13 protein-coding genes are annotated in these 14773 nt (G+C 60.5%); 2 read left to right on the forward strand and 11 right to left on the reverse strand.

What is annotated here, in order from left to right:
• Window positions 1-2: 2 nt before the first annotated feature.
• The 11 genes from nuoL to ACUN0G_RS24885 all read right to left on the reverse strand — a co-directional run bounded on the left by nuoL (window position 3) and on the right by ACUN0G_RS24885 (window position 11898).
• The gene (gene nuoL / locus ACUN0G_RS24835) at window positions 3-1856 is read right to left on the reverse strand and encodes an NADH-quinone oxidoreductase subunit L (RefSeq protein ID WP_003219559.1); all 1854 of its coding nucleotides are present in this window, start codon (window positions 1854-1856) and stop codon (window positions 3-5) included.
• On the reverse strand, window positions 1853-2161 hold the full coding sequence (gene nuoK / locus ACUN0G_RS24840) for an NADH-quinone oxidoreductase subunit NuoK (protein ID WP_003219560.1): 309 nt from the start codon (window positions 2159-2161) through the stop codon (window positions 1853-1855). The genes nuoL and nuoK overlap by 4 nt, the downstream gene beginning before the upstream one ends.
• 2 nt (window positions 2162-2163) lie before the next feature.
• Window positions 2164-2667: an NADH-quinone oxidoreductase subunit J gene (nuoJ, locus tag ACUN0G_RS24845; RefSeq protein ID WP_017476146.1), complete on the reverse strand. Its 504-nt coding sequence runs from the start codon at window positions 2665-2667 to the stop codon at window positions 2164-2166.
• Between the two features lie 9 nt (window positions 2668-2676).
• A complete protein-coding gene (gene nuoI / locus ACUN0G_RS24850) occupies window positions 2677-3225 on the reverse strand; it encodes an NADH-quinone oxidoreductase subunit NuoI (RefSeq protein WP_003174725.1) in 549 nt (182 codons plus the stop codon).
• Between the two features lie 11 nt (window positions 3226-3236).
• The gene (gene nuoH / locus ACUN0G_RS24855) at window positions 3237-4244 is read right to left on the reverse strand and encodes an NADH-quinone oxidoreductase subunit NuoH (RefSeq protein ID WP_003219563.1); all 1008 of its coding nucleotides are present in this window, start codon (window positions 4242-4244) and stop codon (window positions 3237-3239) included.
• Entirely contained in the window at window positions 4241-6955 is a 2715-nt protein-coding gene (gene nuoG, locus ACUN0G_RS24860) for an NADH-quinone oxidoreductase subunit NuoG (protein ID WP_445574549.1), read from the reverse strand. Before nuoG ends, nuoH begins: the two co-directional genes overlap by 4 nt.
• A gap of 135 nt (window positions 6956-7090) precedes the next feature.
• Complete coding sequence (gene nuoF / locus ACUN0G_RS24865; RefSeq protein WP_177070317.1) at window positions 7091-8446, reverse strand: NADH-quinone oxidoreductase subunit NuoF; 1356 nt, start codon at window positions 8444-8446, stop codon at window positions 7091-7093.
• Window positions 8443-8940, reverse strand: coding sequence for an NADH-quinone oxidoreductase subunit NuoE (gene nuoE / locus ACUN0G_RS24870; RefSeq protein ID WP_003219568.1), 498 nt, complete (start codon window positions 8938-8940; stop codon window positions 8443-8445). The genes nuoF and nuoE overlap by 4 nt, the downstream gene beginning before the upstream one ends.
• 2 nt (window positions 8941-8942) lie before the next feature.
• A complete protein-coding gene (gene nuoC, locus ACUN0G_RS24875; RefSeq protein WP_093198713.1) occupies window positions 8943-10727 on the reverse strand; it encodes an NADH-quinone oxidoreductase subunit C/D in 1785 nt (594 codons plus the stop codon).
• Window positions 10728-10799: 72 nt separating this feature from the next.
• On the reverse strand, window positions 10800-11474 hold the full coding sequence (locus ACUN0G_RS24880; RefSeq protein ID WP_003219572.1) for a NuoB/complex I 20 kDa subunit family protein: 675 nt from the start codon (window positions 11472-11474) through the stop codon (window positions 10800-10802).
• A 10-nt stretch (window positions 11475-11484) separates the two neighbouring features.
• Complete coding sequence (locus ACUN0G_RS24885; protein ID WP_003219575.1) at window positions 11485-11898, reverse strand: NADH-quinone oxidoreductase subunit A; 414 nt, start codon at window positions 11896-11898, stop codon at window positions 11485-11487.
• Window positions 11899-12489: 591 nt separating this feature from the next.
• Here ACUN0G_RS24885 and ACUN0G_RS24890 point away from each other — a divergent pair.
• Together ACUN0G_RS24890 and ACUN0G_RS24895 are read left to right on the forward strand one after the other, a co-directional pair.
• Entirely contained in the window at window positions 12490-13488 is a 999-nt protein-coding gene (locus ACUN0G_RS24890; protein WP_445574550.1) for an ATP-grasp domain-containing protein, read from the forward strand.
• A 79-nt stretch (window positions 13489-13567) separates the two neighbouring features.
• Complete coding sequence (locus ACUN0G_RS24895; RefSeq protein ID WP_421551266.1) at window positions 13568-14707, forward strand: trypsin-like peptidase domain-containing protein; 1140 nt, start codon at window positions 13568-13570, stop codon at window positions 14705-14707.
• Window positions 14708-14773 lie beyond the last annotated feature (66 nt).

The following is a 14773-nucleotide window of genomic DNA, read 5'->3' on the forward strand; positions in this document are numbered from 1 at the left end:
AGTCAGACCGCGACCACGATGATGGCGCCGATTACCAGGACGGCACCGGCCGCCATGGAAGCTGCATACCAGCGCAATTGGCCAGTCTCGCTGCGGCTCAGGGCGGTGTGACCGGCCTTGGCGGCGCGCGGGATCAAACCGATGGTCTGGTCGAGCGGGTCTTTGCGCAGAACGTGGCTGATCGCAAGGTACGGCTTGACGAACAGTTTGTCGTAGATCCAGTCGAAGCCCCAGGCAGCGAACCACCAGGCCGAAAGGAAGCGGCCAATGCCACTGTTGGCGATGGCGGTGACGAAGCGGCGCTTGCCGAGGAACAGCAGGGCGGCCAACAGGATGCCGGCGATGGCGATGGCACCCGAGGCGATTTCCAGGCTGTGCTTGGCTGCACCACCGGCATGGCCGGCACTTTCCGGCAGAACACCGGCCAGTGGCGGGGTGATCATGGCACCGACGAAGGTCGACAGGATGATCAGCACCGACAGTGGCAACCAGTGGGAAATGCCGTGGCCTGCATGGGCTTCAGTCTTGGCTTCACCGTGGAACGTGATGAAGATCAGGCGGAAGGTGTACAGCGAGGTCATGAACGCACCCACCAGGCCGGCATACAGCAGGCCGTGGTTACCGCTGGCAAAGGCTTCCCAGAGGATTTCGTCTTTGGAGTAGAAACCTGCGGTCACCAGTGGCAGGGCCGACAAGGCCGCGCCGCCGACGATGAAGCTGGCGTAGGCCAACGGCAGTTTCTTCCACAGGCCGCCCATCTTGAAGATGTTCTGCTCGTGGTGGCAGGCAACGATCACCGCACCGGAAGCAAGGAACAGCAGGGCCTTGAAGAAGGCGTGGGTCATCAGGTGGAAGATCGCGCCGTCCCAGGCACCGACGCCCAGGGCCAGGAACATGTAGCCGATCTGGCTCATGGTCGAGTAGGCGAGGATACGCTTGATGTCGGTCTGAACCAGGGCCGCGAAGCCGGCCAGTACCAGGGTCACGCCACCCACCAGGCCCACCAGATGCAGAATCTCTGGCGCCAGGGTGAACAGGCCGTGGGTACGGGCAATCAGGTAGACACCGGCGGTCACCATGGTGGCGGCGTGGATCAGTGCCGAAACCGGGGTAGGGCCGGCCATCGCATCCGCCAGCCAGGTTTGCAGCGGCAGTTGCGCGGATTTACCGACAGCGCCGCCCAGCAGCATCAGGGTCGCCAGGGTGATCCAGAAGTCGCCGACCTGGAATTTCTGCGGTGCCAGCACCAGCAGTTCCTGGATGTTCAGCGTGCCCACCTGTTGGAACAGGATGAACAGGCCGATGGCCATGAACACGTCGCCGATCCGGGTCACGATAAAGGCTTTGAGTGCGGCGTTACCGTTGTTGCGGTTGCTGTAGTAGAAACCGATCAACAGGTACGAGCACAGGCCCACGCCTTCCCAGCCGAAGTACAGGAACAACAGGTTATCGCCCAGCACCAGGAACAGCATGCTCGCGATAAACAGGTTGGTGTAGGCGAAGAAGCGCGAGTAACCGGCTTCACCGCGCATGTACCAGGACGCGAACAGGTGGATCAGGAAGCCCACACCCACCACCACGCCGAGCATGGTGATTGACAGGCCGTCGACGTAGAGGGCGAAGTTGGGCTTGAAGCCCTCCACCGACATCCATTGCCACAGCACCAGGGTGTAGTGGCCGCCTTCAGGCGGCGCAACGTTGAATTGCCAGATGACGTAGGCGGCGACAATCGCCGACAGGCCAATGGAACCCACGCCCACCAGGGCCGAGAGGTTTTCCGACCAGCGTCCACGGGAGAACGACAGCAGCAGGAAACCGATCAGGGGAAATACGAAAGTCAGAAAGATCATGTTCATCCGCGCATCTCACTGGCAGCGTCGATATCAAGCGTGTGGAAGCGACGATACAGTTGCAGCAGGATCGCCAGGCCAATACTGGCCTCGGCGGCTGCCAGGCTGATCACCAGGATGAACATCACTTGTCCATCCGGCTGGCCCCAACGGCTACCGGCCACGATGAACGCGAGTGCCGCGGCGTTCATCATGATTTCCAGGCTCATCAACACGAACAGAATGTTGCGGCGAACCATCAGGCCGACCAGGCCAAGGCAGAACAGGATGCCGGCGACCGCCAGACCATGCTCCAAAGGGATAGCAGGCATCGTCATTGCTCCTTGGCTTCGTTGCGGCCCAAGTGGAAGGCGGTGATGGCTGCAGCGAGCAGCAGCATCGAAGCCAGTTCGACCACCAGCAGGTACGGGCCGAACAGGCTGATGCCCACGGCTTTCGCGTCTACGGTGGTGTGGCCGATGGCCTGGCCGCTCTGGTGAGCGAACAGCACATACAGCAGTTCAGCCAGCAGCAGGGCTGCCAGGATCACCGGGCCGAGCCAGATGCCGGGCTTGAGCCAGACGCGTTCCTGGGCGACCGAGGCCGGCCCCAGGTTGAGCATCATCACCACAAACACGAACAGCACCATGATGGCGCCGGCGTAGGCGATCACTTCCAGCACACCGGCGAACGGTGCGCCGAGGCTGAAGAAGGTCATGGCCACGGCGATCAGCGAAATGATCAGGTAGAGCAGGGCGTGCACGGGGTTAGTGTTGGTGATCACGCGAAGCGTGGACACCACTGCAATACCCGATGCGAAATAGAAAGCGAATTCCATCTTTCTTCCTTAAGGCAGCAAGCTCTTCACGTTGATCGGCTCGGCTTCGTTTTGTGCGGCGCCTTTCGGCTTACCGGCAACGGCCATACCTGCAACACGATAGAAGTTGTAATCAGGGTTTTTACCGGGACCAGAGATCAGCAGATCTTCTTTCTCGTACACCAGGTCCTGACGTTTGAACTCGGCCATCTCGAAATCCGGTGTCAGCTGGATCGCGGTGGTCGGGCAAGCTTCCTCGCAGAGGCCGCAGAAAATGCAGCGCGAGAAGTTGATGCGGAAGAAGTCCGGGTACCAGCGACCGTCTTCGGTTTCAGCTTTCTGCAGCGAGATGCAACCTACCGGGCACGCCACGGCGCACAGGTTGCAGGCCACGCAGCGCTCTTCGCCGTCGGGGTCGCGGGTCAGGACAATGCGGCCGCGATAACGCGGCGGCAGGTACACCGCCTCTTCCGGGTATTGCAGGGTGTCGCGTTTGCGAAAGCCGTGACCGAACACCATCACCAGGCTTCGCAACTGGGTACCGGTACCCTTAACGATGTCGCCAATATATTTGAACATGGGTCAAATCCTCACTGAACCGCGCCCGCTGGCGTGTTCAACAACACAACGGCAGCAGTCACCAGCAAATTGATCAGGGTCAGCGGCAGGCAGAATCGCCAGCTGAAATCCATCACCTGGTCATACCGTGGACGCGGGATGGAAGCGCGCAGCAGGATGAACAACATGATGAAGAACGCGGTCTTCAGGAAGAACCAGAAGAACGCCAGCTGCGGCAGGATGCCGAACGGACCATGCCAGCCGCCGAAGAACAGCGTGACCAGCAGGGCCGAGATCAAGATGATGCCGATGTACTCACCTACGAAGAACATGCCCCATTTCATGCCGGCGTATTCAATGTGGTAACCGTCGGCCAGTTCCTGCTCCGCTTCCGGCTGGTCGAACGGGTGACGGTGAGTCACGGCGACGCCAGCGATGAAGAAGGTACAGAAGCCGAAGAACTGCGGAATGATGAACCACAGGTTCTGCGCCTGGTACTCGACGATGTCGCGCATGTTGAACGAGCCCACCTGCACCACGATGCCCATCAGCGCGAGGCCCATGAACACTTCGTAGGAGACGGTCTGGGCCGAAGCCCGCAAGCTGCCCAGGAGGGCGAACTTGTTGTTGCTCGACCAACCGGCGAACAGCACCGCGTAGACCGACAGGCCGGCCATGGCGAAGAAGAACAGCAAGCCGATGTTCAGGTCCGCCACGCCCCAGGTCGGGGTGATCGGGATGATTGCGAAGGCAATCAGCAAGGCGCTCATGGCCACGACCGGTGCCAGGGTGAAGATCACCTTGTCGGCAAACGGTGGTGTCCAGTCTTCCTTGAAGAACATTTTCAGCATGTCGGCGGCGATCTGGAACATACCAAACGGGCCAACGCGGTTCGGACCGTAACGGTCCTGCCACCAGCCCAGCAGGCGACGTTCGACGAAGCTGAGCAAGGCGCCCGCCACGACCACGGCCAACAGGATCACGATGGCCTTGACCACCGCGATGATCACGTCGATCACTTCAGGGGTGAACCAGGTCATTGAGCTGCCTCCTGCAGACCGTCAACGGTGAGGCCGAAGATCGCCGGAGGAATCCCCGCGAGGCCTTTTGGCAATGCAACCAGGCCAGCACCCAACTCCTCATTGATGCGCAGCGGCAGACGCAGGGTCTTGCCGGCGACGTTCAGGCTGAGCAGGGCACCGTCGTTGACGCCCAGGCGGTCGGCTTCGGACTTGGCAACAGACACGTAGGCTTGTGGGATGCGCTCTTGTACCGGCGCGGCCTTGGAAGAAGTTTCTTCGCTGCCGAACAGGTGGAAGAACGGCACAACCTGCCAAGTGCCCTGGGCCGGGTTGAACGGACGCGGAACACTGGTGAACCAGTTCAGCGAGTCACCGGTGCTTTCGATCAGGCGGGTGCCCGGGTCGCCAGCGCGGATGTGACCACCGACTTCGTCCTGGAACTTGTTCCAGGCTTGCGGCGAGTTCCAGCCCGGCGACCAGGCAAATGGCACCTGCTGACGTGGCTCGACCGAACCCGAGTAACCTTCCATGGAGAAGGCGAACGCGGTGTCGATGTCTTGTGGCGTACGTGGCTCATGCACGCTGATGTCAGCACGCATGGCGGTACGGCCGGAGTAACGCAGCGGTTCACGGGCGAGTTTCATGCCCTTGATGCGGAACGAGGCAGACGGTGCAGCGTCGACGATGCGTGCCAGTTGCGGTGCGGCTGCGGCTGTGGCGGCAGTCACGTGGTCGAGCTGGGTCCAGTCGATCGGCTGGTTCAGCAGGGTAGCGCGCAGGGCATGCAGCCAGCGCCAGCCTTCGTGAACCAGGATGCTGGCGTCCATGTACTTCGGATCGAACACCTGGAAGAAGCGCTGGGCGCGGCCTTCCTGGCTGACCAGGGTACCGTCGCCTTCAGCAAAGCTGGCGGCGGGCAGTACCAGGTGGGCGCGGTCGCTGGTGGCGGTTTTCTGGTGGTCGGCAACGATCACCACTTTGGCCGCGTTCAGTGCTGCGTCGACCTTGGCCGAATCAGTGCGGGTGTACAGGTCGTTTTCCAGCACCACGATCGCGTCGGCACTGCCGTCGGTCACGGCTTGCAGAGCGGCGTCGAGGGACTCGCCACCGAGCATGGCCAGGCCAAGGCTGTTGGCCTCCGGCACGATCAGGCTGATGGAACCGTTCTTCTCGCGCAGCTTCAAGGCTTTGGCAATGTTGGAAGCGGCTTCGATCAGCGCCTTGGAACCCAACGAGGTACCGGCAATGATCAATGGACGCTTGGCCGCCAGCAGGGCGTCGGCGATGCGCTGGGCCAGTTCAACGGCTTCAGCGTCCAGGCCTTCAACGGCAGGCGCGCTGGCGTCGAGGGCGTGGGCCACGGCGAAACCGATGCGGGCCAGGTCGTCAGGCGCAGCGTGTACGCATTCTTCAGCGATGTCGTCGAGCTTGGTCTCAGCCAGGCTGGCGATAAACAGCGGGTTCAGCGCGTGCTGGCCGATGTTTTTCACCGCAGCGTCGAGCCAAGGCTGGACGCGCATGGCGTCGGCCATGTCTTCGGCCTTGCCTTTTACCGACTGGCGCAGGGACAGGGCGACACGGGCGGCCGTCTGGGTCAGGTCTTCACCGAGGACGAAGATCGCGTCGTGGTCTTCGATGTCGCGCATGTTCGGAACCGGCAGCGGGCTGTCGTTCAACACTTGCAGCACCAGGCGGATACGCTCCAGCTCACCGGCTTCGATACCCGAGTAGAAGTGTTCGGCGCCTACCAGCTCGCGCAACGCGTAGTTGCTTTCGAGGCTGGCGCGGGGCGAACCGATACCGACGATGTTGCGACCGCGTAGCAGGTCGGCGGCTTTATCCAGTGCTTCGTCGAGGCTCAACTTGGCGCCGTCGGCCAGCAGTGGCTGACGTGGGCGGTCTTCGCGGTTGACGTAGCCATAGCCGAAACGGCCACGGTCGCACAGGAAGTACTGGTTGACCGAACCGTTGAAGCGGTTTTCGATCCGACGCAGTTCGCCGTAGCGCTCACCCGGGGAGATGTTGCAACCGCTGGAGCAGCCATGGCAGATGCTCGGCGAGAACTGCATGTCCCACTTGCGGTTGTAGCGCTCGGAGTGAGTCTTGTCGGTGAACACACCGGTCGGGCAGACCTCGGTGAGGTTGCCGGAGAACTCGCTTTCGAGGGTGCCGTCTTCAACGCGACCGAAGTACACGTTGTCGTGGGCGCCGAACACACCGAGGTCGGTGCCGCCGGCGTAGTCCTTATAGAAGCGCACGCAGCGGTAGCAAGCGATGCAGCGGTTCATCTCGTGGGAGATGAACGGGCCCAGTTGCTGGTTCTGGTGAGTACGCTTGGTGAAGCGATACCGGCGCTCGTTGTGGCCGGTCATCACGGTCATGTCTTGCAGGTGGCAGTGGCCGCCTTCCTCACACACAGGGCAGTCGTGCGGGTGGTTGGTCATCAGCCATTCGACGACGCTGGCGCGAAATACTTTCGCTTCCTCGTCTTCGATGGAAATCCAGCTGCCGTCGGTGGCAGGGGTCATGCAGGACATCACGATACGACCACGGGTGTCGTTCTCGTCGGTGTACTGCTTGACCGCGCACTGGCGGCAAGCGCCAACGCTGCCAAGGGCGGGGTGCCAGCAGAAATATGGAATGTCGAGGCCTAGCGACAGACACGCCTGTAACAGGTTGTCTGCCCCATCGACTTCGAGCTCTTTGCCGTCTACGTGGATAGTGGCCATGGTTCAAAGTTCTTCGTTGGCCCGGTGTCAGCGGGCGTGGCTAATGGAATCTTGTTATTCATGTGCATCAACACAGCCTTGAAGGCGTCAGCACATGAGAAGGCGAAGGGCACGGACCCTTCGCCTTGTTAAGCGTTACGCGCCGACTACAATCGGCCTCGCCAGAGGCGGGACGGCGGCGCTGGTAGGCGCGATGCCGGCTTCGAACTCCGAGCGGAAGTATTTGATCGCGCTGCCCAATGGCTCCACGGCGCCCGGTGCGTGAGCACAGAAGGTCTTGCCTGGGCCGAGGAAACCGACCAGACCCAGCAGGGTCTCGATGTCACCCTCACGGCCTTCGCCGTTTTCCAGGGCCATCAGCAGCTTGACGCTCCACGGCAAACCGTCGCGGCACGGGGTGCAGAAGCCACAGGATTCACGGGAGAAGAACTGCTCCATGTTGCGCAGCAACGACACCATGTTCACGGTGTTGTCCACGGCCATGGCCAGGCCGGTACCCATACGGGTGCCCACCTTGCCGATGCCGCCGGCGTACATTTGTGCGTCGAGGTGCTCAGGCAGCAGGAAGCCGGTACCGGCGCCGCCTGGCTGCCAGGCCTTGAGGGTGTAGCCATCGCGCATGCCGCCGGCGTAGTCCTCGAACAGCTCCCGTGCGGTCACGCCGAAAGGCAGTTCCCACAGGCCCGGGTTCTTGACCTTGCCGGAGAAGCCCATGAGCTTGGTGCCCATGTCTTCGCTGCCTTCGCGGGCCAACGATTTGTACCACTCCACGCCGTCGCCGATGATTGCCGGCACGTTGCACAGGGTCTCAACGTTGTTCACGCACGTCGGCTTGCCCCACACGCCCACGGCGGCAGGGAAGGGCGGCTTGGAACGCGGGTTGGCGCGGCGGCCTTCGAGGGAGTTGATCAGTGCGGTTTCTTCACCGCAGATATAACGCCCGGCGCCGGTGTGCACGAACAGTTCGAAGTCGAAACCCGAACCGAGGATGTTCTTGCCCAAAAGGCCGGCTGCCTTGGCTTCTTCCACGGCACGGTTCAGGTGCTTGGCGGCGGTGGTGTACTCGCCCCGCAGGAAGATGTAGCCACGGTAGGTTTTCAGGGCGCGAGCACTGATCAGCATGCCTTCGATCAGCAGATGGGGCAGTTGCTCCATCAGCATGCGGTCTTTCCAGGTGTTCGGCTCCATTTCATCCGCGTTGCACAGCAGGTAGCGGATGTTGATGGATTCGTCTTTGGGCATCAGGCCCCACTTAACCCCGGTGGGGAAGCCTGCACCGCCGCGGCCTTTGAGGCCTGCGTCTTTCACGGTCTGGACGATGTCGTCCTGGGCCATGTCGGCAAAGGCTTTGCGCGCGGCCGCGTAACCGTTCTTGGCCTGGTACTCGTCGAGCCAAACGGCTTCGCCGTCGTCACGCAGGCGCCAGGTCAGCGGGTGAGTCTCAGCCGTGCGCTTGATGCGGTTGGCAGGACCGAAGGAAGTCAGGGTCATGGGTAGCCCTCGAGCAATTGGGTGACGCCGGCAGGCTGCACGTCACCGAATGTGTCGTCGTCGATCATCAACGCCGGCGCCTTGTCACAGTTGCCCAGGCAGCACACCGGCAGCAGCGTGAAGCGGCCGTCCGGAGTGGTTTGGCCCAGGCCGATGCCCAGCTTGCTCTGGATTTCGCTGACCACGGACTCGTGGCCACCGATGTAGCAGACCATGCTGTCGCACACGCGAATGATGTGGCGGCCAACCGGCTGGCGGAAGATCTGGCTGTAGAACGTCGCCACGCCTTCAACGTCGCTGGCGGGGATGCCGAGGATCTCGCCGATGGCGTAGAGGGCGCCGTCCGGCACCCAGCCACGTTCCTTCTGGACGATCTTCAAGGCTTCGATCGACGCCGCGCGCGGGTCTTCGTAGTGATGCAGCTCGTGCTCGATGGCCGAGCGCTCGGTTTCACTCAAGGTGAAACGGTCTGTCTGGATAAGCGTGCTATTCATGCTTAGCGGTCCACGTCGGCCATAACGAAATCGATACTACCCAGGTACGCAATCAAGTCCGCGACCATTTCACCTTTGATCACCGAAGGGATCTGCTGCAGGTGCGGGAAGCTTGGCGTACGAATCCGGGTGCGGTAGCTCATGGTGCCGCCATCGCTCGTCAGGTAATAACTGTTGATACCCTTGGTCGCTTCGATCATCTGGAAGGATTCGTTGGCCGGCATCACCGGGCCCCACGAAACTTGCAGGAAGTGCGTGATCAGGGTTTCGATGTGTTGCAGCGTGCGCTCTTTCGGCGGCGGCGTGGTCAGCGGGTGATCCGCCTTGTACGGGCCTTCCGGCATGTTGCGCATGCACTGTTCGATGATCTTCAGGCTCTGGCGCATTTCTTCGACGCGCACGATGCAGCGGTCGTAGGCATCGCCGTTGGCCGCCAGCGGGACTTCGAATTCGAAGTTCTGGTAGCCGGAGTACGGGCGCGCTTTACGCAGGTCGAAATCGCAACCGGTGGAACGCAGGCCAGCACCGGTGACGCCCCATTCCAGGGCCTCTTTGGTGTTGTACTGGGCGACGCCGATGGTCCGGCCCTTGAGGATGCTGTTGTCCAGGGCGGCTTTCTGGTACTCGTCCAGACGCTTGGGCATCCAGTCGATGAATTCCTTGACCAGGCGTTCCCAGCCACGCGGCAGGTCGTGGGCGACACCGCCGATGCGGTACCAGGCCGGGTGCAGGCGGAAGCCGGTGATGGCTTCGATGACCTTGTAAGCGCGCTGACGGTCGGTGAAGGTGAAGAACACCGGGGTCATGGCGCCGACGTCCTGGATATAGGTACCCAGGAACAGCAGGTGGCTGGTGATCCGGAAGAACTCGGCCATCATGATGCGGATGGTGTCGACCTTGTCCGGCACCTTGATGCCGGCCAGCTTCTCGACCGAGAGCACGTACGGCAGGTTGTTCATCACGCCGCCGAGGTAGTCGATACGGTCGGTGTACGGGATGAAGCTGTGCCACGACTGACGCTCGGCCATCTTCTCGGCACCACGGTGGTGGTAGCCGATGTCAGGCACGCAGTCGACGATTTCTTCGCCGTCCAGTTGCAGGATGATGCGGAAGGCACCGTGAGCCGAAGGGTGGTTCGGGCCCAGGTTGAGGAACATGTAGTCCTCGTTGGTGCCGGAGCGCTTCATGCCCCAGTCTTCCGGACGGAAGCGTGCAGCCTCTTCTTCAAGCTGCTGCTTGGCGAGGGTCAGGCTGAAGGGATCGAATTCGGTGGCGCGGGCAGGGAAGTCCTTGCGCAGCGGGTGACCTTCCCAGGTCGGCGGCATCATGATGCGCGTCAGGTGCGGGTGGCCCGGGAAGTCGATGCCGAACATGTCCCACACTTCACGCTCGTACCAGTTGGCGTTGGGCCAGATACCGGTCACGGTCGGAACGCTCAGGTCGCTCTCGGAGAGGGCCACCTTGATCATCACGTCGCTGTTACGTTCCAGCGACATCAGGTGGTAGAACACGGTGAAATCGGCGCCGCTCGGCAGTCCCTGGCGCTTGGTGCGCAGGCGCTCGTCCACGCCATGCAGGTCATAGAGCATGACGTACGGCTTGGGCAGGTTGCGCAGGAAGCTCAGGACTTCGACGAGCCTGGCACGCGCCACCCACAGCACCGGCATACCGGTGCGTGTGGCCTGGGCGGTGAAGGCGTCAGGGCCAAAACGGTTATTGAGTTCGACGACCACATCCTGGTCGTCTGCCTTATAAGGCGGGATGTACAGAGCACTGCCTGTAGTCATGGTTTTTTATCGCTTTCGGTCAACGTAAAGAATGAAGCCAGGTTTTCGTTCTATAAAAGAAGCGGTTCTGGATCAGACTTCGTCGGGGCTGCGCAGGTTGGTTACCTGAATACGCTGTTCGCGGCGCTGTTCCTTTTGTGACGGCATCTCGGCGCGGTATACGCCTTGATCTCCGACAACCCAGGAAAGTGGGCGACGCTCCTTGCCAATCGATTCCTGCAACAGCATCAAGCCTTGCAGAAATGCTTCAGGGCGGGGCGGGCAGCCAGGCACGTAGACGTCCACGGGCAGGAACTTGTCCACCCCCTGAACCACGGAGTAGATGTCGTACATGCCACCGGAGTTGGCGCACGAACCCATGGAGATAACCCACTTTGGCTCGAGCATTTGCTCGTAGAGACGCTGAATGATCGGCGCCATCTTGATAAAGCAGGTACCGGCGATAACCATGAAATCCGCCTGACGCGGCGATGCCCGGATAACTTCGGCGCCAAAGCGCGCGATGTCGTGGGGCGCCGTGAAGGCGGTGGTCATTTCCACGTAGCAGCAGGACAGACCGAAGTTGTACGGCCACAGGGAGTTCTTACGTCCCCAGTTGACCGCGCCACTCAGCACGTCTTCCAGCTTGCCCATGTAGATGTTTTTGTGGACTTGGTCTTCTAACGGATCGGAAACGGTTTCCCGTTCGCCGATGGGGTACTGCTCGTTAGGAGCATCCGGGTCGATCCTGGTGAGATTGTATTGCATCGCCAAAGCCTCATTGTTTCAGCTTCGCTTGCCGCTTACGACGAGCTTCCGGAGCCCAGTCAAGGGCGCCCACTCGGAATAGGTAGACAAGGCCTGCCAACAGAATTGCTATGAAAACGAGGGCTTCGACGAATCCGGTCCAGCCGCTTTCGCGGACGGACACAGACCAGGCAAAGAGAAAAAGGGCTTCGATATCGAAGATCACGAAGAGCATCGCGACCAGATAGAATTTGGCTGAGAGCCGCAAGCGGGCGCCACCTGTAGGCAGCATGCCGGATTCGAACGGTTCATTTTTGCTGCGGCCCCAGGCTTTTGACCCGAGGAGGCTGGAGACACCGAGCATGAAGGCGCAGAGGCCGACAACACCGAGGAGGAAAATGGCAAAGCCCCAGTTGTGGGCCATGAGTCCTGTCGCTTCGGTCATGCTGGAAATCCTTAACAGAGAGCAAAGGTCTCTGAGCTCGAAAAAGTAACGATGCAGTGACGATATGTCGCAGCGCAATCAATCGCGGTGATTTTATGGCTAAACACCGGGCAAGTAAAATTCCTATAGCGAAATTATTCGATGGAATAAGGACATAGTGCACCTTCTTGGGGCTGTAGCCCTTGTGGGGCGGGCATTAGCGCGCATTTAATGAATTGTGTTTTGTTTAACTGGTAACGAAGTTTTCATGCTCTAAATGATAATGAATATTGTTTGCGTGGGTTTTAAACAACTGTTCGGCGTTTAGCGGGGGAAGTTGCTGTTACTTGTGCGGGCGGCGCAAGTTGGTAAAGCGGATCTTTTAACTGACTTTGGCGACGCGGATACCGCTCTGGATCAATGTTTGGTCCAAAAAGGCGCGAAAGCGACCTCGGCGAGGCGTGGGGCGTTTGTGGTCTGTGATACGGCGAAACAGGATTTAGATAGCCTTTTGCTTGATGTTCGTTAATGTGTCGGAAAAATTACACAGCGTTGAGGGCGTTAGCCCAACGAGTGCGCCAATTTCCGCCGATGTTCATTGAGGAGCTACACGTGATCTGGTTTCTTGAAGGTCAATCCAGCCAGCGCGACATTATTATAGGTGCGCGTGAAGCATTACCGGCGGGTGTCAGGGTCTTTGCCTCCCACCGCCAGGATCGGCCCGAGATCACAGGGCAGGCCGACGTCGCCTTTCAAGAGCCTCAAGACAACCAGGAGCGTATCGACTGGGTGATTGAGACGGCCCTTGAGCACCGTATCCAAGTCATTCTCGCTGGGCGTATTGGCAGCCAATACGAGGCGGCCCGCGAGCGATTCGAGGCTGCCGGCTTGCGGCTTGTCACCGGCGGCATGTCCATGGAGACCTTTGACAAGGTGGACGATAAAAGCCAGTTCACCGCTGAGGCCGAGCGTGCGGGGCTCGCTTGCACGCCGGCGATTACGGTCACAAATGCCCAGGAACTGGCGGCGGCCTACGAGGTGCTGTCGGCGCAGGGCGAGGTTTGCATCAAACCTGTGGTCGGCATCTACGGGCAGGGGTTCTGGCGGTTCAAGGCGGATGTCGACCCGTTTCGCTGTTTGCAAAACCCGGATGCGCGGGAAATCGATTTCGACACTTACCTGAAGATTTACCGGTCGGGCGCAGAGCGTGCGCCGATGCTGGTCATGCCTTACCTCGCCGGCAGCGAATGTTCGGTCGACATGGTGTGCGAAGCGGGCACACCCGTGGCATTCGTGGGCAGGAGGAAGCAGGGCGTTCACCAGACATTCGAGCGCGAATCAGCGGCGGTGGAGTTGGCCCTCAAGGCTGCGGCGCATTTCAAGTGCGATGGCTTGGTGAACGTGCAGACGCGGGACGACCTTGAAGGCGTTCCCTACCTGTTGGAGATCAATCCGCGCTACTCCGGCGGTATCGGCTATACGCGCGCGACCGGGGTAAACCTGGCCGGGATTTTCGCCACTCGTCGGCTGGGTTTGCCGGAGCCGGCGAGTCAATGGGCCGAAGGCGTACGCGTGAAGCCCATTACGGTCGCCGTACTCGCCTCTAATTGATATCAACGCGCCACAGAAAGAGTGAATGATTGTGTCCGTCTTGACATAATCACCCTCACATCGATCAGGGAAGGTTAGGATGAAGGCGCTTACGCCCGGAGCAAACACCGCTATTTCAGGTGTAAAGACTGCATGGACACTCGACTCCGGTAACGCCACCGCCTTCGGTGAGTACGCTGCTGTCGCATTGCTCCCGGTGACCGAGAAGCGCCTGCCAACAGGCGATCCGGCGCTGTTTCAAATCACCCAGAAGTGGATGGAGTGGAGCGGCAAGCAAGCCTCGATCGGTTGTTCCCTTGATTTGTCAGCGTTGCCCGGCGGCAGTGAAGGGGTGTTGCTGGTCGTTTACACCTTTGGCGCAGCAGGCCCTGTCAGTGAACTCAAAGAATTGCGCCTTCAGGTCGACAATCAGGTCGAGTTGCACCTGGATTTGCGTAACAACGGCGAATCGGCCATTGTCATCGGCGAGTTTTACAAGCGTAACGATCAGTGGAAGTTCCGCGCGCTCGCCGAAGGTTCCGCCTATGGCCTCGCCGCGATGGGGCGCCGCATGGGCATCAGCATCGATGACGCACACCCAAACCGTCGCCCTTATTCCGGCGATTCTCCCAGAAACCGTGGTTCTGCAACGGGCACCGGTTTTGCCGTTTCACCCAGTCACGTAATGACATGTGCCCACGTAATCGAGGGCATGCAGGAACTGCACATTTCTTCTTTTGCCGGCCGTTACCGCGCTGAAGTGGTCGTGGTCGATCAACGTAACGATATCGCGCTGTTGCGGGTCCAGGACTGCCCGACGTTATCGCCCGTGCTCTTCAAGGACGGTGCCGGTTGTGCGCTGGGCGAATCAGTGATTGCACTGGGCTTTCCAATGGCGGGCCTGGCCGGAGGCGGTGTGCATGTCACTCAGGGAGGCGTGTCGAGTTTGTTCGGGCTGCACAACGATTCCAGTTTGCTGCAATTCACCGCCGCGATTCAGCCCGGGTCCAGTGGCAGCCCGTTGTTCGATACCAGCGGCGGGGTTATCGCCATGGTGACGTCCACCTTGCCGGACGCGCAAAACATGAACTTTGCCGTCAAGGCAGGCCTGCTCCTGGCCTTCCTGGATGCCTGCCAGGTGTCACCTTCCAAATCTCCAGCGGGCCGAATGTATTCAACCTCGGAAATGGCCCGTGAAGCTCAATCCTCGCTTTGGCGGATTGAAGCCAGAAACCCGTAGAGGCACCCGGTTTGAAGAAAAAGTGAGGGGCATCGCACTCACTAAACGCCTCTTTTAGGAATGTCG

This window comes from Pseudomonas sp. 32A, from assembly GCF_052682255.1.